Source organism: Streptomyces tirandamycinicus, assembly GCF_003097515.1.
GTDB lineage: Bacteria > Actinomycetota > Actinomycetes > Streptomycetales > Streptomycetaceae > Streptomyces > Streptomyces tirandamycinicus.
Genome location: NZ_CP029188.1, coordinates 1,094,513 through 1,117,559, shown reverse-complemented (window position 1 = coordinate 1,117,559; position 23,047 = coordinate 1,094,513). Strand labels below are relative to the sequence as shown.

The 23,047-nt window shown below is 72.9% G+C and carries 20 protein-coding genes and 2 pseudogenes; 11 read left to right on the top strand and 11 right to left on the bottom strand.

Annotated elements, in window-relative coordinates; translation table 11 throughout:
• Window positions 1-17: 17 nt before the first annotated feature.
• Together DDW44_RS04830 and DDW44_RS04825 are read left to right on the top strand one after the other, a co-directional pair.
• A complete protein-coding gene (locus tag DDW44_RS04830) occupies window positions 18-749 on the top strand; it encodes a class I SAM-dependent methyltransferase (protein ID WP_017945155.1) in 732 nt (243 codons plus the stop codon).
• A complete protein-coding gene (locus tag DDW44_RS04825; RefSeq protein ID WP_108905636.1) occupies window positions 746-1,840 on the top strand; it encodes a prenyltransferase/squalene oxidase repeat-containing protein in 1,095 nt (364 codons plus the stop codon). The genes DDW44_RS04830 and DDW44_RS04825 overlap by 4 nt, the downstream gene beginning before the upstream one ends.
• Window positions 1,841-1,907: 67 nt before the next feature.
• Here the strand turns inward: DDW44_RS04825 and DDW44_RS04820 are convergent, their stop codons facing one another.
• The gene (locus DDW44_RS04820; RefSeq protein ID WP_018892294.1) at window positions 1,908-2,201 is read right to left on the bottom strand and encodes a hypothetical protein; all 294 of its coding nucleotides are present in this window, start codon (window positions 2,199-2,201) and stop codon (window positions 1,908-1,910) included.
• A gap of 183 nt (window positions 2,202-2,384) precedes the next feature.
• Between DDW44_RS04820 and DDW44_RS04815 the strand changes: the two genes are divergently transcribed.
• Complete coding sequence (locus tag DDW44_RS04815; RefSeq protein ID WP_017945158.1) at window positions 2,385-2,810, top strand: hypothetical protein; 426 nt, start codon at window positions 2,385-2,387, stop codon at window positions 2,808-2,810.
• A gap of 366 nt (window positions 2,811-3,176) precedes the next feature.
• Here the strand turns inward: DDW44_RS04815 and DDW44_RS04810 are convergent, their stop codons facing one another.
• Together DDW44_RS04810 and DDW44_RS04805 are read right to left on the bottom strand one after the other, a co-directional pair.
• Window positions 3,177-5,003 (bottom strand): FG-GAP-like repeat-containing protein, encoded by a 1,827-nt coding sequence (locus DDW44_RS04810; protein WP_108905635.1) that lies wholly within the window; start codon window positions 5,001-5,003, stop codon window positions 3,177-3,179.
• 67 nt (window positions 5,004-5,070) lie between these two features.
• The gene (locus tag DDW44_RS04805) at window positions 5,071-5,790 is read right to left on the bottom strand and encodes a hypothetical protein (RefSeq protein WP_108905634.1); all 720 of its coding nucleotides are present in this window, start codon (window positions 5,788-5,790) and stop codon (window positions 5,071-5,073) included.
• 401 nt (window positions 5,791-6,191) lie between these two features.
• On the opposite strand from DDW44_RS04805, the gene DDW44_RS04800 reads away from it, so the two are divergent.
• Both DDW44_RS04800 and DDW44_RS04795 read left to right on the top strand, forming a co-directional pair.
• Window positions 6,192-7,286: a hypothetical protein gene (locus tag DDW44_RS04800; protein WP_017945162.1), complete on the top strand. Its 1,095-nt coding sequence runs from the start codon at window positions 6,192-6,194 to the stop codon at window positions 7,284-7,286.
• Between the two features lie 43 nt (window positions 7,287-7,329).
• On the top strand, window positions 7,330-7,818 hold the full coding sequence (locus DDW44_RS04795; RefSeq protein WP_108905633.1) for a hypothetical protein: 489 nt from the start codon (window positions 7,330-7,332) through the stop codon (window positions 7,816-7,818).
• A gap of 54 nt (window positions 7,819-7,872) precedes the next feature.
• Here DDW44_RS04795 and DDW44_RS04790 read toward each other — a convergent pair whose 3' ends face one another.
• The 5 genes from DDW44_RS04790 to DDW44_RS04770 form a co-directional block, all read right to left on the bottom strand.
• Window positions 7,873-9,396, bottom strand: a complete 1,524-nt coding sequence (locus DDW44_RS04790; RefSeq protein ID WP_108905632.1) for an NHL domain-containing protein — start codon at window positions 9,394-9,396, stop codon at window positions 7,873-7,875.
• Window positions 9,397-9,854: 458 nt separating this feature from the next.
• A complete protein-coding gene (locus DDW44_RS04785) occupies window positions 9,855-10,874 on the bottom strand; it encodes an LLM class F420-dependent oxidoreductase (RefSeq protein WP_108905631.1) in 1,020 nt (339 codons plus the stop codon).
• 120 nt (window positions 10,875-10,994) lie between these two features.
• The gene (locus DDW44_RS04780) at window positions 10,995-11,765 is read right to left on the bottom strand and encodes a DUF5336 domain-containing protein (protein ID WP_240800772.1); all 771 of its coding nucleotides are present in this window, start codon (window positions 11,763-11,765) and stop codon (window positions 10,995-10,997) included.
• A 163-nt stretch (window positions 11,766-11,928) separates the two neighbouring features.
• Window positions 11,929-12,933, bottom strand: coding sequence for an N-acetylmuramoyl-L-alanine amidase (locus DDW44_RS04775; RefSeq protein ID WP_108905630.1), 1,005 nt, complete (start codon window positions 12,931-12,933; stop codon window positions 11,929-11,931).
• Window positions 12,934-12,965: 32 nt separating this feature from the next.
• Entirely contained in the window at window positions 12,966-13,616 is a 651-nt protein-coding gene (locus DDW44_RS04770; RefSeq protein WP_017945168.1) for a class I SAM-dependent methyltransferase, read from the bottom strand.
• A gap of 414 nt (window positions 13,617-14,030) precedes the next feature.
• Between DDW44_RS04770 and DDW44_RS04765 the strand changes: the two genes are divergently transcribed.
• Window positions 14,031-14,312: a hypothetical protein gene (locus DDW44_RS04765; protein ID WP_017945169.1), complete on the top strand. Its 282-nt coding sequence runs from the start codon at window positions 14,031-14,033 to the stop codon at window positions 14,310-14,312.
• A gap of 147 nt (window positions 14,313-14,459) precedes the next feature.
• On the opposite strand, the pseudogene DDW44_RS04755 reads toward DDW44_RS04765, so the two are convergent.
• Together DDW44_RS04755 and DDW44_RS04750 are read right to left on the bottom strand one after the other, a co-directional pair.
• Window positions 14,460-14,741 (bottom strand): annotated as a pseudogene (locus tag DDW44_RS04755) (Cmx/CmrA family chloramphenicol efflux MFS transporter); the annotation flags it as partial.
• 57 nt (window positions 14,742-14,798) lie between these two features.
• Window positions 14,799-15,314 (bottom strand): SMI1/KNR4 family protein, encoded by a 516-nt coding sequence (locus DDW44_RS04750; protein ID WP_146206992.1) that lies wholly within the window; start codon window positions 15,312-15,314, stop codon window positions 14,799-14,801.
• Window positions 15,315-15,938: 624 nt separating this feature from the next.
• Between DDW44_RS04750 and DDW44_RS04745 the strand changes: the two genes are divergently transcribed.
• Both DDW44_RS04745 and DDW44_RS04740 read left to right on the top strand, forming a co-directional pair.
• Window positions 15,939-17,129: a thiolase C-terminal domain-containing protein gene (locus DDW44_RS04745; protein WP_108905628.1), complete on the top strand. Its 1,191-nt coding sequence runs from the start codon at window positions 15,939-15,941 to the stop codon at window positions 17,127-17,129.
• A gap of 207 nt (window positions 17,130-17,336) precedes the next feature.
• Entirely contained in the window at window positions 17,337-18,800 is a 1,464-nt protein-coding gene (locus tag DDW44_RS04740; protein WP_108905627.1) for an MFS transporter, read from the top strand.
• A 170-nt stretch (window positions 18,801-18,970) separates the two neighbouring features.
• On the opposite strand, the pseudogene DDW44_RS04735 reads toward DDW44_RS04740, so the two are convergent.
• Window positions 18,971-19,435, bottom strand: a pseudogene (locus tag DDW44_RS04735) (response regulator); the annotation flags it as partial.
• Window positions 19,436-19,858: 423 nt separating this feature from the next.
• On the opposite strand from DDW44_RS04735, the gene DDW44_RS04730 reads away from it, so the two are divergent.
• The 3 genes from DDW44_RS04730 to DDW44_RS04720 all read left to right on the top strand — a co-directional run bounded on the left by DDW44_RS04730 (window position 19,859) and on the right by DDW44_RS04720 (window position 23,027).
• Window positions 19,859-20,713: a MaoC/PaaZ C-terminal domain-containing protein gene (locus tag DDW44_RS04730; RefSeq protein WP_108905625.1), complete on the top strand. Its 855-nt coding sequence runs from the start codon at window positions 19,859-19,861 to the stop codon at window positions 20,711-20,713.
• 281 nt (window positions 20,714-20,994) lie between these two features.
• Complete coding sequence (locus tag DDW44_RS04725) at window positions 20,995-22,071, top strand: Zn-dependent alcohol dehydrogenase (protein WP_108905624.1); 1,077 nt, start codon at window positions 20,995-20,997, stop codon at window positions 22,069-22,071.
• An 11-nt stretch (window positions 22,072-22,082) separates the two neighbouring features.
• Window positions 22,083-23,027: a 3-oxoacyl-ACP reductase gene (locus tag DDW44_RS04720; protein ID WP_108905623.1), complete on the top strand. Its 945-nt coding sequence runs from the start codon at window positions 22,083-22,085 to the stop codon at window positions 23,025-23,027.
• Window positions 23,028-23,047: the final 20 nt, after the last annotated feature.

Genomic DNA, 23,047 nt, shown 5'->3' with positions numbered 1-23,047 from the left:
CCGGAAGGGCAGACCTCGTGCTGACCGTCGACTTCTCCCGCTTTCCGCTCGCCCCGGGCGACCGCGTACTCGATCTCGGCTGCGGTGCCGGACGGCACGCGTTCGAGTGCTACCGGCGCGGAGCCCGGGTCGTGGCCCTCGACCGGAACGCCGAGGAGATCCGCGAGGTCGCCACCTGGTTCGCGGCGATGAAGGAGGCCGGCGAGGCACCCGAGGGCGCGAGCGCCACCGCGATGGAGGGCGACGCGCTCAACCTGCCCTTCCCCGACGAGTCGTTCGACGTCGTCATCATCTCCGAGGTGATGGAGCACATCCCGGACGACAAGGGCGTCCTCGCCGAGATGGTCCGGGTGCTCAGGCCCGGCGGCCGGATCGCGGTCACCGTGCCCCGCTACGGCCCCGAGAAGATCTGCTGGGCGCTGTCCGACGCGTACCACGAGGTCGAGGGCGGCCACATCCGCATCTACAAGGCCGACGAACTCCTCGGCAGGATCCGCGAGGCGGGCCTCAGGCCGTACGGCAGCCACCACGCCCACGCGCTGCACTCGCCGTACTGGTGGCTGAAGTGCGCGTTCGGCGTGGACAACGACAAGGCGCTGCCGGTGCGCGCGTACCACAAGCTCCTGGTCTGGGACATCATGAAGAAGCCCCTGCTCACCCGGGTCGCCGAGCAGGCGCTGAACCCGCTCGTCGGCAAGAGCTTCGTGGTGTACGCGACCAAGCCGCACCTGCCGAAGGCCGACGCGTGACCGTGCCCTGGCGCCGTCAGGGGCGTACCGAGCACCTCGTCCTGCCCGGCGTCCTCACCGCCGAGCAGGCCGCCGAGACCGTCGCCGGCATCCTCGCCGTCCAGCGCGAGGACGGGGCGATCCCCTGGTTCCGCGGGCACCACCTGGACCCCTGGGACCACACCGAGGCCGCCATGGCGCTGGACGCGGCGGGCGAGCACGACGCCGCGGCCCGCGCCTACGAGTGGCTGGCACGCCATCAGAACGAGGACGGCTCCTGGTACGCCGCGTACCACGACGGCGAGGCCGACCGGCCCACCGACCGGGGGCGGGAGACCAACTTCTGCGCCTATCCGGCCGTCGGCGTCTGGCACCACTACCTGGCCACCGGCGACGACGTGTTCCTGGACCGGATGTGGCCGTCCGTCCACGCGGCGATCGAGTTCGTACTCCGGCTCCAGCGGCCCGGCGGCCAGATCGGCTGGAAGCGCGAGGCCCCGGAGGACGGCGGCGCGGCGGTCGACGACGCCCTGCTGACCGGGAGTTCGTCCGTCTACCACGCGCTGCGCTGCGCCCTCGCCATCGCCGAGGAGCGCGAGGAGCCGCAGCCCGACTGGGAGCTGGCGGCCGGAGCCCTCGGGCACGCCGTCCGCCGCCACCCGGAGCGCTTCCTCGACAAGTCGCGCTACTCGATGGACTGGTACTACCCGGTCCTCGGCGGCGCCGTCACCGGCGACGAGGCCAAGGCCAGGATCGACGCGCGCTGGGACGCGTTCGTGGTCCCCGGACTCGGGGTGCGGTGCGTGCTGCCCAACCCGTGGGTGACCGGCGGGGAGAGCTGCGAACTGGCGCTGGCGCTCTGGGCGATGGGGGAGTCGGACCGGGCGCTGGAGATCCTCCAGTCCATCGGGCACCTGCGCGCCGAGGCCGGGATGTACTGGACCGGTTACGTCTTCGAGGGCGAGCGCGCCGTGTGGCCGGAGGAGCTGACCACCTGGACGGCGGGTTCGCTGCTGCTCGCGGTGGCCGCCCTGGGGGGCGACGAGGCGACCACCGCGGTGTTCGGCGGGGAGCGGCTGCCGCGCGGCCTCGAACCGGAGTGCTGCCGGTAGACCGGAGTACCGCCGGTAGACCGGAGTGCTGCCGGCTTGACCGCCGCCGGCCGCGCGGGGGAGAGGGTCAGCCGTGGCGGCGCAGCCGGCCCGCCACGGCGTGTCCGACGAAGAGGTACACGAGCGCGGCGAGACCGTAGCCCGCCACGACCCGGGCCCACGCCTCGTCGAAGGTGAACAGATCATGCGACCAGCCGGCGAGCCAGCCGGCCACGTCCCGGATCAGGATGACCAGGTCGTTGGCGCGGTTCGCGTCCAGCAGGTACATCAGGATCCACAGGCCGATGATGACGGCCATCACGTCGGCGACCACCATGATGATCGTCGCCACCTGGTTGCTGCCACTTCTGCGGGGAGACATGGCATCCGGATTGCCGTTCTCCGTTGAACCAAACCCGGGATGTCTCCCGGGTGCTGCGGGGGCGGCAGAGGGGCGCGGGCCACCGGCGACAGGACCGGACGCCGGGCGTCCGCTGAGGGGACGGGCCATGGGCGGTTGGCCGCCACCCTGTTTGTGCGTGGCGGAAGCGGCAACTCGGACGACATGACCAACTCACGCGCGAACAACAACGGCAGCGGCACGGCGACCCGTGCCACCAAGGCGACCAAGGCGACCGCCGCCAAGGCCAAGGAGTCCTCGGCGGAGACGGCGCAGAGCACCGCTTCGAAGGCGGAATCGGCGAGCGGCGCGGCCGGGCGGGCCGCCGAGGCGGCGGGCAGTGGCGCCGCACGCGCGGCGGCCACGGCGGGCTCCGTGGCCTCGACCGCGCTCAAGGGGGCCGGTTCGGCCGCCGGGCACGTGGCGTCCGCCGCCACGACCGCCTGGACGGTTCTCAAGGCCCGCAAGCTCGTCGCGGCGGGTGCCACGGCGGGCGCCACGGTCCTGGGCGCGGTCTCCTACCTGGCGGGCCGGCGCTCCGAGCGCAGCGGTCACGGCCCGGTCACCCGGCTGACCGGCGGGCGTCTCTAGGGGCTTGCGGGGAAGCGGCACCCCCCCCCCGCACGCCCTTGGGCGGTGGCCGGAGAGTCCCGCCACCGCGAAGGTCCGCCCCGCCCGGCCGAACGGACACGCCGGCCGAACGGACACGCCGGTCGAACGGCGGACGAGCCCATGCCGTCCAGGGTGCCCGCCGGCTCCGAACCCGAGTTCTCCCCGCGTCGAGGGGACGGCGCCGTCCGTTCGCCCGGCGACCTTCCGTCACCACCGGGAGCGAGCGGGCCTGACGGCCGGCATCGGTCGCCGAGGGGGCCGCCCGCCGCCCGCGACGGCCACCGCCCCGGGACGAGGCGGCTGTCGAGGGCGACCGGGGGACCGGACGATGCGGCGATGCGCGGGTCAGCGGGTCCTGAAGCGGCGGTGAAGGTTTCGGGCCACGTACACCCCCGGGCCGCCGAAGCCGACGATGTCCACGCGTCCGTCTCCGGTGAGGTCGGCGAGGAAGCGGGGGTGGCGGTCGACCCGCCAGGCGCCGGCGGCGTCGCCGTACCCGAACCCGCGGCACACCAGTTGGGCCTGCTCGAACCTGCCGTCGCCGAGGTGGTGCGACACCCAGACGCCTTCGTCGCCGAAGCCGACGATGTCCGGGGTGCCGTCGCCGGTGACGTCGGCGAGGAGGCGCAGGTGCTTCCGGCCCGTCCACCCCTGGGCGAGTCCGAAGTCGTTCAGGACGAGTCGCGACGGTTCGAACGTGCCGTCGCCGCGCCCCCGGGAGAGGACGACACCCTGCGGGCCGAACCCGATGAGGTCCACCGCTCCACCGTCGGTGGTCGCGAGCAGGAACCTGGGGTGCTCCCCGGCCGTACTCCACCCCTGGTCGACCCCGAAGTCGTCGAGGACGTACAAGGGTTCGGCGAATGTGCCGTCCTCGTCCTGGAGCGAGACCCAGACGCCGTCGTCGTGGCAGCCGACGATGTCGACGCGCCCGTCCCCGGTGGTGTCGACGAGGAAGCGGGGATGGGTGCCGGCGAGCCAGCCTCCCGCCTTCTCGCCGTGGCCGAACGCCCTGAGAACCGGCTCGTCGTCGAGCGGTGCGAACTCGCCCCGCTCGTTCTGGAGTGACACCCGGACGCCGTCGTCGTGGCAGCCGACGATGTCGACGCGCCCGTCCCCGGTGGTGTCGACGAGGAAGCGGGGATGGGTGCCGGCGAGCCAGCCACCCGCCTTCTCGCCGTGGCCGAAGGCCTTGAGGACCAGCTTGCCGCCCGCGGGTCCGAACGTCCCCGCGTCGCTCAGAACGGACACCCGGACACCGTCGGCGGCGAGTACGACGACATCGGGCCGGCCGTCGCCCGTCATGTCCTGGAGGGCCCACAGGTCCGCCGGACCCGAGGAGGGCGCGGACGGATGCAGGACGCGTTCGTCGTCGTCGAACGTCCCGTCGCCTCGGCCGGACGACGTCACGCACCCCCTCGCGGGTGTGAGGGCCACGATGTCCGCCCGCCCCGCTCCCGTGGCGTCGGCGAGGAACCGCGCGCCCGGCCCCGCCCAGCGGCCCGGCTGCCCGCCGGGGGAGCGGTCGGCCCCGTCGCTCTTCCACCCGCCGGCGTCCTGGTCGCTCCCGAAGCGCTTGAGGACCAGCAGCATGTCGCTGAAGGAGGGTGCCGCGCCGGGCGCCGGGCGCAGCGCGGCCGAGCGGGCCGGTCTCCACGACCGGCGGCCGTTCCAGTGGCTCAGCGGTGCCCAGCGCAGCACGGGGTCGCTGGTGCGCTCGGGCTCGGCCGGGACGAGGCGCCAGCGCTGGCTCGCCGCACCGTCGTCGTACTCGCGCAGGACGACCCGGGTGTCGTCCGGGCCGGGGTCGGCGAGGTCGAGGACGGCACCGTCGGCCACGCCCTCGACGGTGTAGAGGCCCGCTTCGCCGTCGACGGGGACGAGGTGCCACTGCTGGCCCTTCCTGCCGGCGGCGGCGTCCCACAGGCGGACGCCGCGGTCCGGGGCGGCGGGGTTGTCGAGCACCTTGCCGCCCGCCGCGTGGCGGATCACCAGGGCCTGTTCGCCCTGTGCGGTCCGCACGGGGGTGAGCCGCCACTGCTCCGGGTTCGGGCCGGGGGAGTCGCGGACGACGAGCGTCCCGCTCGCGTGCGGCGCGGCCCCGACGGTCAGGGACTTCCCCGTGGCGGCGTTGACGATCTCCAGCTTCATGTCTTCCGTGGGCACGGGCATGGTGGTGCCTCTTCCAGGCGGTTGGGGCGTTGACTGGGGACGGGTGCGGCGCGGCTTCGGCCGCGGGTCAGGTGAAGAGGTGGTGGTACGGGACGTCCCACTCGTTGGGCAGCCGGGGGTAGAACGTGTTGATGACCGTCCCGGTGAAGTCCCCGCCCCAGTTGTAGGTGACGCGGACCTCGCTGCTGGCCGTCACCGTGTGGTCCTTGAACCCGAGGATGGCGTCGGGGTGGGTGATCGGCACGAAGGTGATCCCGCCCCACGGCGTCACCGTGACGATCCAGAGCTGGGTGTCCTCGGGGGCGCCGTTCTTCCCGCGCCATTTGTCGCCGACCTTGTCGGGCAGGCCCACCTGGACGGTGTCGGCCGTGCTCCTGGGCGCGTCCTGGTGGACGGTGATCCGCCTGCGCTGCGGCTTCGGCGCGCCGTCGTCGCCGCGGCCGGCGTCGGTCGCGCCCGCGGCGGCCGGCTTGGGCGTCACCTGGCCGGCGGCGCTCTCGACGAAGTACAGCGGCCGCTGCCCGAAGAAGCCTGCGGGGGTGATGTACCAGAGGTGGCCCTGTGCCTCCTTGGTGGCCGGGTCGAGGACCGTGGACAGCTGGACCCCCTTGTCGTGACCGGCCTCCTTCAGCTCCACGGGCCGCAGGAAGCCGCCGTTGAAGGCGTGGACGAGCATGACCGGCCGATTCTCGGTCAGCGCCGCCACGATCGCGTTGTCGTAGCTGTTCACCGCCACGGGGCCGCCGACCACCAGATTCGTCATCGTGGTGCGTTCTTGGGTGTACATCGCGGAGACCTCACCTGTTCTGGATGGGGAGAACGACGTGTGGGACATTCGGTGCCGTCGTCTTTCAGGCGTGACGACGGGAATTCGATGTGCTCTCGATCGAAACGCCTGGACGGCTGAAGGGAAACTGCTGCGTCCACGGCGACTTCCGGGGTGCGGAGCTCTTGCGCGGCGATATCGGGAAGTCCTCGGCCGATTGGCCGACAGTTCCTCAAGGTACCTTCTGGACAAGCCAGTTGGGCATTGCGGGAAGCTCAATCACCCGATTGAGGGTGATGGCCGAGGGCGTCTTCCCGGAGAATTGATCCCGTGCTAGTTTCGCTTTTCGGATCGCGTACGGATTCCATTCCTGTTTTCCCTTCGCCGAGCACGGTTCGACCGGAATCATTCGAGGACGGGTCATGCCTTCCACCGCGTACATCCTGGAGCGCGCCAAGCGCCGGCCGCTGACGAAGAAGAACCTTCGGGAACTCGACATCGAGCACACCTGGAAGTCCATCCTGAACCACCCCAACCTGGTCTACGTCGACGACTACGGTGCGCAGCACAAACCCGTCGGGTTCTCCGTGAACAAGTCGAGTTTCGGCAGCTTTCCCGGGTCCGCGTCCCAACTGGGCTGGATCGCCTACATGAACCTCGGGGAGCCACTGATCGAGGAGCGCGGCGACATCGGCCGGCCGTCGCCCGACACGTTCTCCTCGCGCTCCTACGTCAACCGCGGCCAGAGCCCGATGAACTTCACCGACTCGGTCGACTTCACGGTGTCGAACGGGGTGACGTGGTCGCTGCACGGGGAGGCGAAGCTCACCTTCGGCGGCAGCGTCAGCGCGCAACTCCAGCTGCAACTGCAGAACCAGCTCCGCATGGACCTCCAGTCCCAGTTGCAGACGCAGCTCCGCAACGACATGACGAACAAGAACACGACCACCGTGACCAACAAGAACAGCAAGGACAACATCGGGGTCGACAACGCCACCGCCACCGACACGGCCACGACGAACTCGGCGGGGAACTCGGCGGCGAACACGGTGACGAACTCGGTGGGGTTCACGACCCAGGGCAGCGCCACCGGGACCGGGACGCTCAACGCCTCGTTGCTGCTGGGCATCTCGGCCTCCGTCGGCGGCTCCCTGACCACCAGCTGGGCCTCGAAGTCGCAGATCTCCGGCGAGGTCCCGGCGAACTCCCGGGTGCAGACCGTCGTCACGCAGCGGCGTACCCGCAAGCAGTTCGTCTACGAGATCCCGGTGACGTTCTCCGGACTGATCGCGGTGAAGTACGACGTGCCGGTGGCGGTCCTGTCTCCCCCGCAGCCCGGGAACTACCCCGGTCTCGACCAGCTGGTCGCCCGTGACATCGGCGACATCGACCTGGCCGGCGGCGACTTCCGCATGAAGGGACTGGCCGAGGTCGTCTCCGCCCTGGAGGTCGACCACACGATGTTCGACGTCGAGAGCCTGACCGACGACCCGCGAGCGCTCTCCAAGCAGCCTTGAGCGGCGCGCGGCGCCCCCACCACCACCCCCAGGGAGGACGACCATGGTGTTCGACAACGTCTTCGGCTTCGCGGGCACAAGCGCGGGGCTCTTCTCCGTGACCACCGACGGCTCCAAACCGCAACCCGGCGCCGGCGTCGACTTCGAGGACGCCGACGACGACACATACGACGACACGAGCACCAGCCTGTTCGACAGCGCCATCCACGGGGCCTCCTCCCGCGCGAAGGTCGTGCAGGAGCAGTCGCCCGAGGCGCGGGCCGTCCTGGGCTTCCTCGGCTCCTTCATCCGGACCGCCCAGGCGTCGGCCGACGAACAGGCCCGGTACGCCCGGGATCCCGGCTCGGTGTCCCAGGCGGCGGCCGGCGGCATGCGGGAGTCGAGCACCACGGTCACGGAGCACAGCGGCCTGCAGAAGGACGCGGACCTGGAGAACCGGCCGAGTCGGAGCGACTTCACCAAGCCCCCCAAGGCACCGGAGCCGCCCAAGGCACCCAGGCCGACCGCCGAGGACCCAGCCGCCTCCGGCTGACCGCACAGGGCGCGAAGGGGTCAGGGGCGAGGCCGCCCCTGACCCCTTCACGCGTCACTCGGGCAGCAACTGCCACTGCCGGCCCCGGTGGTCGCCGTCCGCCCCGCCCTGCATGATCGCCGTGCTGGCGTTGGTGTCGACGAGCAGGAGCAGACCGCTGCTCCGGTTCGCGATCTCGAACACCCGCGGTGTGTCGTCCGCGGAGCCCACCGGGATCAGCCTCCACTGCTGATGGCGTGCGCCAGGACCCTCGTAGGTCCGCTGCGCGACCGCCGCCCCGGCCGCCTGCTGTGCTCCGGCGACCTCCAGGGCCTTGCCACTGCGCACGTTCTCGATCCGGTACAGGATGTCGCCGTCGTCCTGGCCCGCCGCCACCAGCCGCCACCGTTGGTGATCCCTGGACGCGGCGAGCGACTGGTGGATCACGGCCCCGTCCCTGGTGGACTCGCGCCAGACCCCCATCCGGAGCCTGCTGCGGACATTGGCCCAGCAGACCACCGTGCCCGAGTCGGGCAGCGCGGCCAGCTTCGCCGACGCGACCCTCCGCACCCGGTTGTTGACGTGGTCGGCGATATAGAGGGTGTCGACGCAGTCCACGGCGAGACCGAACGGGTTGTGCAGCTGGGCCGATGCCGCGGGGCCGCCGTCGCCTGCGAAGCCCGCGGCGCCGGTGCCGGCGACGGTGCTGATCGTGCCGTCGGCTGTGATCTTGCGGATGCGGTGGTTGCCGTGGTCGGCGATGTAGAGGTTGCCGGTGCTGTCCACCGTCACGGACAGCGGGGTGTGCAGTCGGGCGGCGGTGGCGGGGCCGGCGTCGCCGCCGAAGCCCGCGCTGCCGGTGCCGGCGACGGTGCTGATCTTCCCGTCGGCCGTGATCCTCCGGACCCGGTGGTTGCCGCAGTCGGCGACGCAGAGGCCGTCCTCGCCGTCCACCGCCACCGCGTACGGGCCGTGCAGCTGGGCCGATGCCGCGGGGCCGCCGTCGCCTGCGAAGCCTGCGGCGCCGGTGCCGGCGACGGTGCTGATCGTGCCGTCGGCTGTGATCTTGCGGATGCGGTGGTTGCCGTGGTCGGCGATGTAGAGGTTGCCGGTGCTGTCCACCGTCACGGACAGCGGGGTGTGGAGCCGGGCGGCGGTGGCGGGGCCGCCGTCGCCGCCGAAGCCCGCGGCGCCGGTGCCGGCGACGGTGCTGATCCTCCCGTCGGCCGTGACCTTCCGGATCCGGTGGTTGTTGCCGTCGGCGATGTAGACGGCGTCGGCGCCGTCCACCGCCAGCCCACGCGGGTAGTTCAGCTGGGCCGAGACAGCCGGGCCGCCGTCCCCGCCGAAACCGGCGGCGCCGGTGCCGGCGACGGTGCCGATCCTCCCGTCGGACGTGATCTTCCGGACCCGGTGGCTGTAGTCGGCGACATAGAGGGAACCGGCGCCGTCCACCACGACCCCCGACGGACGGTTCAACTGGGCCGAGACGGCCGGACCAAGGTCCCCATGGGGTCCCGCGACCCCGGTCCCCGCCACCGTGCTGATCGGCGGGACGGAGTTCTCACCCTCTGCGGCTTCCGCCCGGGCAGTGCTCATCGTGATCCCTTCATCGTGTGAACCGCCCACCACAGACGGTTGTCGGAGGACCGCCGGGCCCGGCCCGGTGCCGTACCGCCCGCATCGGCGACGGCCGGCATGGTCCTCCCGGTGGGACAGCGAACGTCTTCGGCGTTCACACACGAAGCGGCCGTGGCGCCGGAGAGGTGCGCTGCTCCCATGCTGGAGGCCGGGCGGCCCCCCGTCCCGGCCCGCGGCGGGCAAACCCATCCATCAAGTGGTCGGGAAGCACGCCCCACCACGCAGGTGCATGGTCGGAACGCTGCGGCACACGACGGGCGGACGGTCTGCGACCGGGCGCCCGGCCTGCGCGCCCGCGTACGGACCCGAGAGCAGCCCGGCGGCACGTCGCGCCTGCTGTCTCCCCTACCCCGGGTACCCCGGGCCCGTCCCCGCCCCGTCCCCGTCCCGTCCTCGTACCCGTCAGGCGGTTCCGGTCACGGCCCCTGGCCGTTCAGCTCGGCCAGGACCCTCAGTGTGCGGAGGTCCGGCGCCATGACCAGCAGGTCGGTGACCGGGCCCGCGCGCCATGCCTCCAGCCGCTCGGCGATGCGCTCCCGCGGCCCGACGAGCGATATCTCGTCGGCGAAGGAGTCCGGTACGGCGAGCACCGCCTCCTCGCGGCGGCCCTCGGCGAACAGCCGCTGGATGCGCCGGGCCTCGGGCTCGTAGCCCATGCGCGCCATCAGATCGGCGTGGAAGTTGCGGGCGGCGTGCCCCATGCCGCCGATGTAGAAGCCCAGCATCGCCTTGACCGGGAGCAGCCCCTCGGCGACGTCGTCGCAGACCCGGGCGCGGGCCATCGGCGCGACCATGAACCCGGCCGGCAGCTCGGCGAGCGACGACGCGTACACCTCGGTCCGCAGCGGCGACCAGTACAGCGGCAGCCAGCCGTCCGCGATCCGGGTCGTCTGGGCGATGTTCTTCGGCCCCTCGGCCCCCAGCAGCAGCGGCAGCCGGGCCCGCAGCGGGTGAGTGATCGGCTTGAGGGCCCTGCCGAGGCCGGTGCCGTCCTCCCCGGTGTACGGGAGGGTGTGGAAGCGCCCGGCGAGCTCCACCGGGCCCTCGCGGCGCAGGACCTGGCGTACGACGTCCACGTACTCCCGGGTCGCCGTCAGCGGGCTCCCCGGAAACGGGCGTCCGTACCAGCCCTCGACGACCTGCGGTCCCGACAGGCCGAGCCCCAGGAGCATCCGCCCGCCCGAGAGGTGGTCGAGGGTGAGCGCGTGCATGGCCGTGGCGGTGGGGGTCCTGGCCGCCATCTGTGCCACCGCGGTACCGAGCCGGATCCGCTTCGTCCGCGCGGCGATCCAGGTGAGCGGGGTGAACGCGTCCGAGCCCCAGGCCTCGGCCGTCCACACGGAGTCGTAGCCGAGCCGCTCCGCCTCCACGGCCAGTTCGGCCTGTGCGGGGTCCGGACGGCGCCCCCAGTAGCCGAGTGCGAGTCCGAGCCGCATGACCCCAGCCCCTCTCCGACATCGCTGACGATGCGTCAGTTTCGGTGCGTGGGCGACTGTACGGCAGCGGCCCCCCGCCCGGAAGGGCGAGGGGCCGCGCTGCGCGCCGGACGGCCGGAGTCAGCCGCGCTGGATACCGCTGGTGTCCTGCAGTACGCCGCGCCGGCCGTCCTGGGTCTGCGCCACCAGGGCCGGGCCGCGCTGGTCGACCGCGAGGTACCAGGTGCCGGGCGCCAGTTCGGCGATCGGCGCCGGGGAGCCGTCCTCCGCGTACAGCGGCCGGGCCACCGGCACCGCGAACCAGAACGGCGAGAACTCCTGCGCCGGGCCGCCGCCCTGCGGCCGGGCCTGCTGGCCCCCGTAGGGCTGCTGCTGACCGTGCTGGCCGTACGGCTGCTGCTGGGCGCCGGGGTACCCGTAACCGCCCTGCGGCTGGGCGCCGTAGGGCTGCGGGGACTGCGGCCTGGGCGCGCCGATCAGAGGGGCCTTGAGCGCGGGGACCAGCGGGGTGGCGATCGCACCGGCGGCCAGCAGCAGGGTGCCGAGCAGGCCGAGGATCGCCCCGGCGCCGGCGTTGCCCGCGATGTCGATGACCGTCCAGACGATCGTCCAGAGCGCGAAGATGCTCAGGGCCACGCCGAACTGCGCGACGTCCAGGCCCACGACCTTGCGCCCCGGCATGGCGCGCCCGGCGACGACCAGCCCCGCGGCGATGATCCCGCCGAGATAGACGGACATCACCGTGCCCAGCGAGTCCCAGGCGTTCGGCACCGGACAGTCGACGCCGCTCGGGCAGTCGACGCTGAGGAAGTCGAGGAACGAGGCGATGAACAGCACCACCGCTGCTCCGATCACCACGCCATCGCCTCGAGTGAGGGAGCGGATGTTCACGTGTAGTCCTTAGTCGGTTGCGTCTCGTCGTGGCGGTCGTCGACGCCGCCGGTCGGCGGTGCACGGCGCGGAAGCTCGGGGGTGGCCCCATCGTACGGGTGCCCGTGCGGACCGGCGTGCGACCCCCGTCGCAGGCGGGAGACGAATCTATCGCCTGCCCGGTCTACCCCCGGAGGTAGGTGCTGATGCCTTCGGCGATCCCCTGGGCCGCCTGCTGACGCCATCGCGAACTCTTCAGCAGGGCCGCGTCCTTCGCGTCGCGCATGTTCCCGCACTCGACGAACACCTTGGGGACGGTCGACAGATTCAATCCGCCGAGGTCGCCTCGCTCGTGCAACCCGGTCCCGCCGCCGACGTATTCGGCGGGCGCGCTGCCCGTGGCCCGCACGAACTGCCCGGCGATGCGCTCGGCCAGTTCACGTGACGGGCCGACGATCTTCGCGGTGTCGGCGGCACCGCGCTCGACCGGCGCGGGGTGGATCACATGGAAGCCGCGGTTGCCGCTGCCCGATCCGTCGGCGTGGATGGACACCGCCGCGTCGGCGGCGGCCCTGTTGCCGATGCGGGCCCGCTCGTCCACGCAGGGACCGAACGGCCGGTCGTCGTCCTGGGTGAACCGCACCGTCGCACCCTGCTTCTCCAGCAGGGTGCGAAGACGACGTGCGACATCGAGGTTGAATGCGGCCTCGGTGTAACCGTCGTCGGTGGCCGTGCCCGTGGTGTCGCACTCCTTGCGGTTCGTGCCGATGTCCACGAGCCGGCTGATCTCGCGGGGGTGGCGGAAGTTCCCGGGGTTGTGGCCCGGGTCGATCACCACGACCTTCCCCGCGAGCGGCCCCCCGCCGGGGCCGGCCGGCTTGGCGTCCCGGGACGGCGCCGGAACGTCCCGGCCCGCGGGGGCCCCGTCCCCGCCTGCCGTGGGGGAGGGACCGGAGGCCGCGGTGGACGGGGTGGCGTCGGCCCCCTCCGGGCCGCCGGGCGCGGGAGCGGCGCCGGGACCGCCCGAACCGCCGCAGCCGGCGAGCGTCAGTGCCGCCAGAGCCATCACGGCCGGCAGTACCGTCAGCGCGGCGGTCGTCGGTCCGGCTCCGCCGTGGTCCCGGGCACGCGGCGCGAGGCGGTGGGGCCGGTGCTGCGGGGCGGGCTGCGGGTTCAGGTCGTACGGCACGTCGCGATGCTAGGGGATGACCGGGCGGTACCTCAGATCCCGCCACCGGTGCGCCGCAGCACCCGCAGGGAGCCGGTGGCCGGCACCTCGGTGAAGGCGCCGCAGGCCAGCGCCCTGAGGTAGATCCGGTAGGGCGCCTGACCGGTCCACTCGTCCACCGGGTCCGGGAACACGTCGTGGATCACCAGCAGGCCGCCCTCGGCCACGTGCGGGGCCCAGCCCTCGTAGTCGTTCACGGCGTGCTCGTCGGTGTGCCCGCCGTCGACGAAGACCAGGCCCACCGGGCGGCCCCACACCTTCGCCACCTGCGGCGACCGCCCCACCACGGCGATCACGTGGTCCTCCAGTCCCGCCGCGTGCAGGGTGCGGCGGAAGGCGGGGAGGGTGTCCATCCGCCCGACCTCGGGATCGACCAGCTCCGGGTCGTGGTACTCCCAGCCCGGCTGCTGCTCCTCGCTGCCGCGGTGGTGGTCCACGGTGACCGCCACGGTCCCGGCCTCGCGGGCGGCGTCCGCCAGCAGGATCGTGGACCGCCCGCAGTACGTCCCCACCTCCAGCAGCGGCAGTCCGAGCCTCCCGGCCTCCACGGCGGCCGCGTACAGCGCGAGGCCCTCCTCGACGGGCATGAAGCCCTTGGCGGCCTCGAAAGCGGCGAGGGTCTCCGGCTTGGGGGCGGCGGGCATGCGTTCCTCCGGCGGGCTGCGCGCGAGCGGGCTACTGGGCGGTCACATGGTAGGCGCGGGCGGTGGGTGCCGGCGGGTGCGGGTGGTGGGTGAGGCGGCTGCGGTGGTCGGCGGTGTCGGGCTCGGGTGGTGGGTGAGGCGGCTGCGGTGGTGGGCGGTGGCGGGTGCGGGTGGTGCGCGATGCGGCTGCGGTGGTGGGCGGTGGCGGGTGCGGGTGGTGCGCGATGCGGCTGCGGTGGTGGGCGGTGGCGGGTGCGGGTGGTGCGCGATGCGGCTGCGGTGGTGCGCGCCGCGGCTGCCGTGCCGGATCGGGTCCGGCGCCGACGGGTGCTCCGCCCGGATTGGGGACACGATGGACACACGCACGAGAGCTGCCCGGCGACCGCCCGGGACGACGACTGCTGCGGAGGCGCCATGGACACCTGGGCGACGTGGACCACTCAGGGGATCATCGCCGGCACCGGCGGGGTTCTGACCACGGAGGGTGGTCCCATCACGGGCGACGTGACCGTCCACACCACCTGGATCGACGGCCTGGCGCAGGTGACCGTCCAGCACACCGGGGCGACCGACTGGTACGCCGTGCAGGGCAGCCCCGTGCCCGCCGACGACGAGGACGTGGGGCGGGCCGTGCACCAGGCGGCGGTGGAAGCGGTCAAGGAGGGCGGCGGCAGGGCGTTCTCGTTCCCGGTCTGAGGCGCGCTCCCCGTGCCGCTCCGGGCGGGCAGCTGCGGACGGGCGCGAAAGACGCCGGACTCGGCGGCCACGGGGGCGGTGGGACGACTGCGGCGGCGTTCGCTGAGCCTTCGGCGTCCCTCGACACTCGAGGGGGCGTTCGCATGTGTCACCGGGCATCCCGGTGCTTCGGCCACCCGCGATCACGGTGCGGAAGGCGAACGCGACGAGCAGCGCGACGGCGACCAGGAGCCCGCTCGCCCACAGCGGCCCGAGGTTCCCGACCGCGGTACCCAGGGTGGTTGCGGCGACGAGGGGGCGGACGGCGGCGCCGACGTCGAGTGCCACGGTCGCATACGACCCGGCCATGGCGGGGGCTTCCGCGGCCTCGCACAGGACCCGTGCGATCAGCGTGCTACCCGGCGCGAACGACAGGGCGCCCCTCTGATATGCGGGGCTCGTCGTCAACGCCAGTACGACGATCCCGCAGTGATGAGTGGCGGTCCGTCAGCAGGATTCGAAGCTGGGGACAGCCGGACCGATGTTGCCGTCTTCGTCCATGAACTCGAGCCGTTCCATGAACGCCGTGATGAACTCGGTGAACGAGCCGTCGAAGGTCGCGCATCCCTCTTCGTGAGCCATGGTGACGATCGTCCAGCGGTCTGGATCCGGGTTGCAGGGCAGGAAGAAGTGCTCGTCGCCGCCATAGTCGTAGCCCCAGGAGATCAAGCCGCCCGGCTCGGGGTGGAACGGGTGCGGGAAGTCGTCCGGGCGGCGTTCGCGCGAGCCGGCGAAGCTCTCGTGGATGCGGCGCATGCGCTCCAGCAGCGGGCTGGAGCCGTGGGGGTGGAAGACCACAAGCTCTTCGGCAATCACGCCGGTGCCGTAGGTGTCCAGGAATGCCTTGAAGTCGCTCGGCATGGGTGACCCCACATAGCTCTCGACCTCGGTCCAATCGTCGGGTGACCACCGACGTGGCAACGGCATGCCGAGTAGCTGCTTCAACGCTTCGAGTGCTGCCATGTGCCTCACCTGCTCGATCACCCTGATTGAACGGGGCAAACCTAACGGGATCAACCTGTCCAGTGGACGGAGGGGTGGCTCCCCGGCCCGCCGGAGAGGCAGAGTCAGCCGGCCTGCTCGTCGAGGCGGGCCGGCAAGCCGTCGGAGATCGGCCACAGGACACTTCCCGTCCCGCGCGGCCGGTGCGATTCAGCGGCTCTTCTGACCTTCCGTCAGATTGAAACGTGTTCTACTATCCCGCTCCGTGGGGCTGCCGCCGCCGCGTCGCGGTCCTTCCGCTCCACGGGGAGGGGAAGCATCGCGGCGGCCACTCACGACCAGCGCGCTCTCGCGGACCCCGGGTACCGCCGGCGCGCGCTCCGTACCGCCAAGGGCCCGACGTGGTCGCCGGGCGCCCGCACGCCTGCGCCACCCCGGCGGCGACCCGGGTGCCCGGCCGGGACCGACCCGGGCCTCTCGGGCCTCCCGCGGCGGCCTGGCAGGGGCCGTCCGGCCCGGGAACCGACCTGCCGGGGCCGTCCCGCCCGGGTCGGGCCCTCCGGGGAGGGGTCGCGCCCGGAGGGGGCCCGCTCCGGGGCCGGCCGTATCGAGACCGGCCGTATCGAGACCGAAGGAGTTCCTCCGGTGAAGAGCTACATCGTCGGCGTCGGGATGACGAAGTTCGAGAAACCCGAGTCAAGGGACTGGCGCTACCCGGACATGGCGAAGGAGGCCGGCGCCGCGGCCCTCGCCGACGCCGGCATCCCGTACGAACTCGTCCAGCAGGTCCCGGTCGGCTACTGCTTCCAGCCCTCCACGGCCGGGCAGCGCGCCGTGTACGAACTCGGCCTCACCGGAGTGCCCGTCTACAACGTCAGCAACAACTGCGCCACCGGCTCCACGGCGCTGATGATGGCGCGGCAGTTCGTCGAGGGCGGGCTGAGCGACTGCGTACTGGCCCTGGGCTTCGAGCAGATGAAGAAGGGGGCGCTCGGCGGGGGAGCGGACGGCGGGGACTTCGCCGCCTCACCCGTGGCCCGGCACTACGGGATCATGGCCGCCGCCCACGGCTTCGAGCGGACCCCGCCCACCGCCCAGATCTTCGGCAACGCGGCCCGCGAGCACATGGAGCGCCACGGCACCACCGAGCGGCAGCTCGCCGCCGTGGCCGCCAAGAACCACCGGCACTCCGCCGCCAACCCGTACGCCCAGTTCCGCGAGGTGTACGAGGTGGACGAGATCCTCGCCGACCGGACCGTCCACCGGCCGCTCACCCGCCTGCAGTGCTCGCCGACCTCCGACGGCGCCGCCGCGGCCGTCGTCGCCTCCGAACGGTTCGTCGTCGCACACGGCCTCCACGACAGGGCCGTCGAGATCGCCGGGCAGGCGATGGCCACCGACACCGCCGAGTCCTTCGCCTCGGGCTCCTGCGTCGACGTCGTCGGCGTGCCCATGTCCCGGGCCGCGGCCCGCCGGGCGTTCGAGGCGTCCGGTCTCGGCGTCGAGGACGTCGACGTCGTCGAGCTGCACGACTGCTTCTCGATCAACGAGTTGCTGACGTACGAGGCGCTCGGCATGTGCCCGCACGGCGGGTCCGGCAAGCTCGTGGAGTCCGGGGCGACGACGTACGGGGGCCGGTGGGTGGTCAACCCGTCGGGCGGGCTGATCTCCAAGGGCCACCCGCTGGGCGCGACGGGCCTCGCCCAGGTCGCCGAACTCACCTGGCAGCTCCGCGGCGAGGCGGGTCCGCGCCAGGTCCCCGGCGCGCGCACCGGGCTCGCGCACAACATCGGGCTGGGGGGCGCGGCGGTGGTGACGGTGCTGCGGAAGGGGTGAGGGGCCGCACGGCCGGGGCCGGTGCGGCGCCCGGCTGGTGCCGGCGCCGGTGCGGAGAGCGGGCGCCGAGGCGCACCCGTGGTGAGCGCGAGCGGTACCGGGGCGGGCACGGCACGGCGCGCACCGGACGCGTGGCGGTCCTAGGACCAGGGGCCCGGGTCCCGTCCGTCGAAATCAGGATGTACGGACGAACAGGTGCCTGGGAGTATGACGCTCATGACCCACGTCCAGCGCGCTCCCGTCGGCACCCCGGATCTCGCCCTGCCGGCCACGGGGCGCACCGGCGGTGCCGGGCAGCGCATGTGGGCGGTGATGCTGGCGGCCTGCGCCGGGCAGTTCCTCGTGGTGCTGGACATATCGGTCGTCAACACCGCGCTGCCGTCGATACGGGCCGACCTGGGGCTGAGCGCCGCCGGGCTGCAGTGGGTCGTCAACGCGTACTCCATCGTCCTCGCCGGGTTCATGCTCCTCGGCGGACGGGCGGGCGATCTCTACGGGCGCAAACGCATGTTCCTGGTGGGGCTCGGGGCGTTCACCGTCGCGTCGCTGGCGGGCGGACTCGCGCAGGAGGGCTGGCAACTGCTCGCCGCGCGCGCCGGCCAGGGTCTGGGCGCGGCCGTCCTCGCCCCCTCGACGCTGACGCTGCTGACCTCCGCCGTGCCGGAGGGCCCTGCCCGGGCCCGGGCCATCGCCACCTGGACCGCGGTCGGGGCTGGTGGCGGCGCGGCGGGCGGACTCGTCGGAGGCGTGCTCACCGAGGCCCTGTCCTGGCGCTGGACCCTGCTGGTCAACGTGCCCATCGGTGCGGCCGTCGTCGTCCTCGGCGCGTGGTGGCTCGCCGAGAGCCGCGCGGGGGAGCGGCGCCGGCTGGACCTGCCGGGTGCGGTGCTCGTCACGGCGGGTCTCGCGACGCTCGCCTACGGCATCGTGCAGACCGAGCGGGACGGCTGGACCGATCCCGCGACCCTGCTGCCACTGGGCGCCGGGCTGGCGCTGCTCGGGGCGTTCGTCGCGGTGGAGGCCCGTACGGCGGCGCCCCTCATGCCGCTGAAGCTGTTCCGGATGCGGGCGGTGGCGGCGGCGAACGCGGCGATGTTCACGTGCGGCGCCGCCATGTTCTGCATGTGGTACTTCATGACGCTCTACGCCCAGAACGTTCTGCACTACAGCCCGCTGGCCGCCGGGCTCGCCCTCATGCCCAGCTCGCTCGCGGTCGTCCTCGGCGCCAAGGTCGCCCCCCGGCTGATGCGCGTCTCCGGCGCGCGCCGGGTCGCCGTGCTGGGAGTGCTGGTGTCCGCGGCCGGTTTCGGCTGGCAGTCCACCATGGACGCGCACGGCTCGTACGTCACCGGGATCATGCTCCCCGGCATCGTGATGATGGCGGGCGCGGGGCTGGCGGGGACGCCGCTCGCCTCCCTGGCCACCTCGGGCGCCGCACCGGGCGACGCCGGCCTCGTCTCCGGCCTGGTCAACACCTCGCGGGTGATGGGCGGGGCGCTCGGCCTCTCCGTCCTCGCGACGGTGGCGGCGGCCCGTACCGGGGGCTCGATGGCCCCCGAGGCACTGACGGCCGGGTACGCCCTGGCCTTCAGGACCGGTACGGCAATCCTGTTCGGCTGTGTGCTGATGATGCTGCTGTGGCTGCCGAAGGACCGTGAGCGCCGGGCCTGAGCACGTCCGGCGGGTGCGGGTGCGGGCGCGCGTGTGTCGGTGTGAGTTCGTGTGCGGGCGTCGGTGTGGGTGGGCGTGCGGGTACGGGTGGTACGCCCGTCAGGGATCGGTGCGGGCTGCGCGGTGGCCGTACGGGGTCAGCCCGGAGCGCTCCCCTCCCGCCGAGCGGCCCGCACGTCCGGCGGACTCGGTTCCGTGCGCGCTGCCGCCGCCGCGAGGGCCGGATCGACGACCGTCTCCCCGCGCAGTACCCGGCGAATGGAGTCCGCCAGTTCCTCCACCGGGCCGTCCTTGACGAGGAATCCCGCCGCCCCGGCCTCCATCGCCCGCCGCAGCGCCCCGGGCCTCGCGTACGTGGTCAGGATCAGCACCCGGCAGTCGGGCACCTCGTCCCGGAGGAGCGCCGCCGCTTCCGGCCCGCCGAGGCCGGGCAGTTCGCAGTCCAGCAGCGCCACATCGGGCCGGGTGACGAGCGCCGAGTCGATGATGGCGTCACTCGCGGCCACCTGCGCGACGACCGTCATGTCCGCTTCCAGCCCGAGCAGCAGCGCGAGGCCGCCGCTCGTCCCCTGCTCCTCCGCGAGCAGAACCCGTACGGACTTTCCGGACCGCCGAGGGTGGGGCTTTTCGTCCATCGCATCAGGATATGGCCGAAGTGTCGTTCCAGCGCCGGGTGCGGGGGTTTCAGGTCCGGATGGGCGCCGGTGCCGACGGCGGGGTGGCGTGCCGGGGTGGCGTGCCGAGGCGCGGTGCCGATGGCGGGGCCGCGTACCGGGGCCGCCGCCCGGGCGGTGCTCGTGGCCGCCCCGGTGGTCCCGGGTGGCGGCCCCCGGATGCCCCGGCGGCCCACCGGACACACTGATCTGACGTTCCGTCAGTAGCCTTCCCAAGCGGTGGGCGGTGCGTTATACATAGGGTCAACCGGCCTAGAACGCGTTCTAGAACGGGCTCGTCGAACGGCCGGCCCCGTACGGCCTCGGTGCGGCCGACGGTGCGGACGGCCGCACCGAGGTCTTCCACTCCCTCCGGGAGCCAAGGAACCAAGGAGCAGCATCGCCATGCCCATCGACGCCGCCAAGGCGATCGCCGCGGAGTCCCGCAGTGCCGAGATCAGCTGGGACCACAAGGACGTCCAGCTCTACCACCTCGGGCTCGGCGCCGGCGTGCCGGCCACCGACCCCGACGAACTGCGCTACACCCTCGAGTCACGGCTGCATGTGCTGCCCAGCTTCGCCACCGTCGCGGGAGCGGGCATGGGCGTGGTCGGCGGGCTCTCCGCCCCGGGCATCGACATCGACCTCGCCGCGGTGCTGCACGGCGGGCAGTCGGTCACCCTCCACCGGCCCATCCCCGTCAGCGGCCGGGCCACCAGCACCTCCCGTGTCGCCGCCGTCTACGACAAGGGCAAGGCCGCGGTCCTCGTACTGCGCTCCGAGGCTGCCGACGGGGACGGTCCCCTCTGGACGAGTGACGCGCAGATCTTCGTCCGCGGGGAGGGCGGCTTCGGCGGCGAACGCGGCCCCTCCGTCGGCACCGGGCAGCCGGACCGCGCACCCGACCGGACCGTGAAGCGTCCGGTCCGCGAGGACCAGGCGCTGCTCTACCGGCTCTCCGGAGACTGGAACCCGCTGCACGCCGACCCGGAGTTCGCGAAGCTCGCGGGCTTCGACCGGCCCATCCTGCACGGCCTGTGCACGTACGGCATGACGCTCAAGGCGATCGTCGACACGCTCCTCGGCGGGGACGTCACCCGCGTCCGCGCGTACGGCACCCGCTTCGCCGGAGTGGTGTTCCCCGGAGAGACCCTGCGCATCCGCATGTGGGCCGGAGAGGGGCGCGTCCAGGCGGCGGTGACGGCCGTGGAGCGGGACGACGCACCCGTGCTCGCGGACACCGTGGTCGACCACGCCTGATGGCGGTGTGCCGTGCAGGCGTGCCGGTGCAGGCGTGCCGGTACAACGGACCGGCACGCCTGCACCGGCGGACCAGACCGCCCGGCGGACCGTCCTGCCGGACGCCCAGGCGCGCAGGCGCCCCAGGCACCCGGACACCCGGCCTGACCCGCCGGGCGGGCGGCCAGCGGGCACATCCGGCGGCCGCCCGGCCCGCCGCGCCCGGCCCCGCCGTGCACCCCTGAGCCCGTGAACGAACGAGGCCCCGACCCGAAGCCCGACTCCCGAAGGGGAAGCACCTCATGCGCGCTGCCGTACTGCACGAGATCGGCCAGGACAAGCTCGACGTCCTCGACGACGTCGAGGCGGTGGGCTTCGGCCCGGGCAAGGTGAGGATCCGGGTCAGGGCGACCGGACTGTGCCATTCGGACATCTCCGCGATGAGCGGGGTGCTGCCGCAGCCCGCGCCGTTCGTCCCCGGCCACGAGGGCGCCGGGGAGGTGCTCGACGTCGGCGACGGCGTGACCGCCGTCGGTCAGGGCGACCGGGTTCTGCTGTGCTGGCTGCCCGCCTGCCGCAGCTGCCCGGCCTGCCGGCGCGGTCAGACCCAGCTCTGCCTCGCCGGGTTCATGAGCGCGGGCACGCCCAACTTCAGGCGCCCCGGCGGCGATGTGTTCGGCTTCGCCGGGACCGGCACCTTCGTGGAGGAGGTCGTCGTCGACGCGGGCTGCGCGGTCCCCATCCCCGACGACGTCCCGTACGAGATCGCGGCGCTCATCGGCTGCGGTGTCACCACCGGGCTCGGCGCGGCCATCAACACCGCTAGGGTGGAGCCCGGTTCGTCGGTCGCCGTCATCGGTTGCGGCGGCGTGGGCATCTCCACGATCCAGGGCGCCCGGGTACGGGGCGCCGCGCAGATCGTCGCCGTCGACCCGGTCGCCTCACGGCGGGAGGCGGCACTGGGGTTCGGCGCCACCGAGGCCGTCGCGCCCGACGCGCTCGCTGACGCCAGGCAGCGGATCACCGGCGGGGAGGGTTTCGACTACGTCTTCGAGGTCGTCGGCAAGTCGGCCACCGCGAGGACGGCGTACGAGACGACCCGGCGCGGCGGGACCCTGTGCATCGTCGGTGCCGGGGCGATGGACGACTTCCTCCAGCTCAACATGTTCGAGCTGTTCTTCGACGAGAAGCGCATCCTGCCGTCGATGTACGGCGGCGGCGATGTGCTCCGCTCCTACGAACGGGCCATCGCGCTGTGGCGCGCCGGCCGGATCGACCTGGAGTCGCTCATCACGCACCGGGTTCGGCTCGCGGAGATCAACGAGGCCCTGACCCAGATGCGCACGGGTGAGGCGCTGCGCACCTGCATCGAGATCTGAGGGGGACCGCGATGTCACTCCCACTCCGCGGCCTGTCCGCGATCGTCACGGGCGCGGGCCGCGGTCTCGGCCGGGCCGAGGCGCTGGAACTCGCCCGGCTCGGCGCGGCGGTCGTCGTCAACGACTACGGGCAGCCGGGCCGCGACGGTTCGGGAGACGCGTCCACCGCCCCCGCCGAGCGGGTCGCGGAGGAGATCCGGGCGGCGGGCGGCCGGGCGGTCGCCCACACCGGCGACGTCTCGGACTTCGAGGTGGCCCGATCCCTCGTCGCGCTCGCCACCTGCACCTATGGCAGGCTCGACATCCTGGTGAACAACGCGGGCATCCTCCGGGACCGGATGATCTTCTCGATGAGCGAGGACGAGTGGGACTCGGTGATCCGGGTCCACCTCAAGGGACACTTCAACACCACCCACTTCGCCGCGGCGCACTGGCGCGAACGCGCCAAGGCGTCGGGCGGCCCGGTCCACGGCCGGGTCGTCAACACCTCCTCCGAGGCCTTCCTCGCCGGCTCGGCCGGACAGCCCAACTACGCCGCCGCCAAGGGCGGCATCGTCGGCCTGACCACCTCCACGGCGCTGGCCCTGCGGAAGTACGGAGTCACCGCCAACGCGATCTGCCCGCGAGCCCGTACCCGCATGACCGAGGACGTCTTCGCCGGGTTCGCCGAACCGGCCCCCGGCGAACTCGACCCGCTCGCCCCGGAACACGTCGCCCCACTCGTCGGATACCTGGCCTCCCCGGCCGCGTCCCGCATCACCGGCCAGCTACTCGTCGTCCACGGCGGCATGGTCGCGGTCGTCGAACGCCCGCGGGTCGCGGCGCAGTTCGACTCGGCCGAGGAGGCCTTCTCGTACCGCGAACTGGACCGACTCCTCGGCCCGTACTACGCGCACCGGGCGCCGGACGAGACCTTCGCGGCGACGGAGGTGCTGTCGCTGAAGCGGGGGGCGTAGCCCCTCCTCCGTACCCCCTG

Bases quoted from the DNA above. Each gene is read 5' to 3' on its own strand.
- DDW44_RS04820 (WP_018892294.1), bottom strand. From the start codon at position 2,201: ATGTCTCCCCGCAGAAGTGGCAGCAACCAGGTGGCGACGATCATCATG.
- DDW44_RS04815 (WP_017945158.1), top strand. From the start codon at position 2,385: ATGACCAACTCACGCGCGAACAACAACGGCAGCGGCACGGCGACCCGT.
- DDW44_RS04810 (WP_108905635.1), bottom strand. From the start codon at position 5,003: ATGCCCGTGCCCACGGAAGACATGAAGCTGGAGATCGTCAACGCCGCC.
- DDW44_RS04805 (WP_108905634.1), bottom strand. From the start codon at position 5,790: ATGTACACCCAAGAACGCACCACGATGACGAATCTGGTGGTCGGCGGC.
- DDW44_RS04800 (WP_017945162.1), top strand. From the start codon at position 6,192: ATGCCTTCCACCGCGTACATCCTGGAGCGCGCCAAGCGCCGGCCGCTG.
- DDW44_RS04795 (WP_108905633.1), top strand. From the start codon at position 7,330: ATGGTGTTCGACAACGTCTTCGGCTTCGCGGGCACAAGCGCGGGGCTC.
- DDW44_RS04790 (WP_108905632.1), bottom strand. From the start codon at position 9,396: ATGAGCACTGCCCGGGCGGAAGCCGCAGAGGGTGAGAACTCCGTCCCG.
- DDW44_RS04785 (WP_108905631.1), bottom strand. From the start codon at position 10,874: ATGCGGCTCGGACTCGCACTCGGCTACTGGGGGCGCCGTCCGGACCCC.
- DDW44_RS04770 (WP_017945168.1), bottom strand. From the start codon at position 13,616: ATGCCCGCCGCCCCCAAGCCGGAGACCCTCGCCGCTTTCGAGGCCGCC.
- DDW44_RS04765 (WP_017945169.1), top strand. From the start codon at position 14,031: ATGGACACCTGGGCGACGTGGACCACTCAGGGGATCATCGCCGGCACC.
- DDW44_RS04750 (WP_146206992.1), bottom strand. From the start codon at position 15,314: ATGGCAGCACTCGAAGCGTTGAAGCAGCTACTCGGCATGCCGTTGCCA.
- DDW44_RS04740 (WP_108905627.1), top strand. From the start codon at position 17,337: ATGACGCTCATGACCCACGTCCAGCGCGCTCCCGTCGGCACCCCGGAT.
- DDW44_RS04730 (WP_108905625.1), top strand. From the start codon at position 19,859: ATGCCCATCGACGCCGCCAAGGCGATCGCCGCGGAGTCCCGCAGTGCC.
- DDW44_RS04725 (WP_108905624.1), top strand. From the start codon at position 20,995: ATGCGCGCTGCCGTACTGCACGAGATCGGCCAGGACAAGCTCGACGTC.
- DDW44_RS04720 (WP_108905623.1), top strand. From the start codon at position 22,083: ATGTCACTCCCACTCCGCGGCCTGTCCGCGATCGTCACGGGCGCGGGC.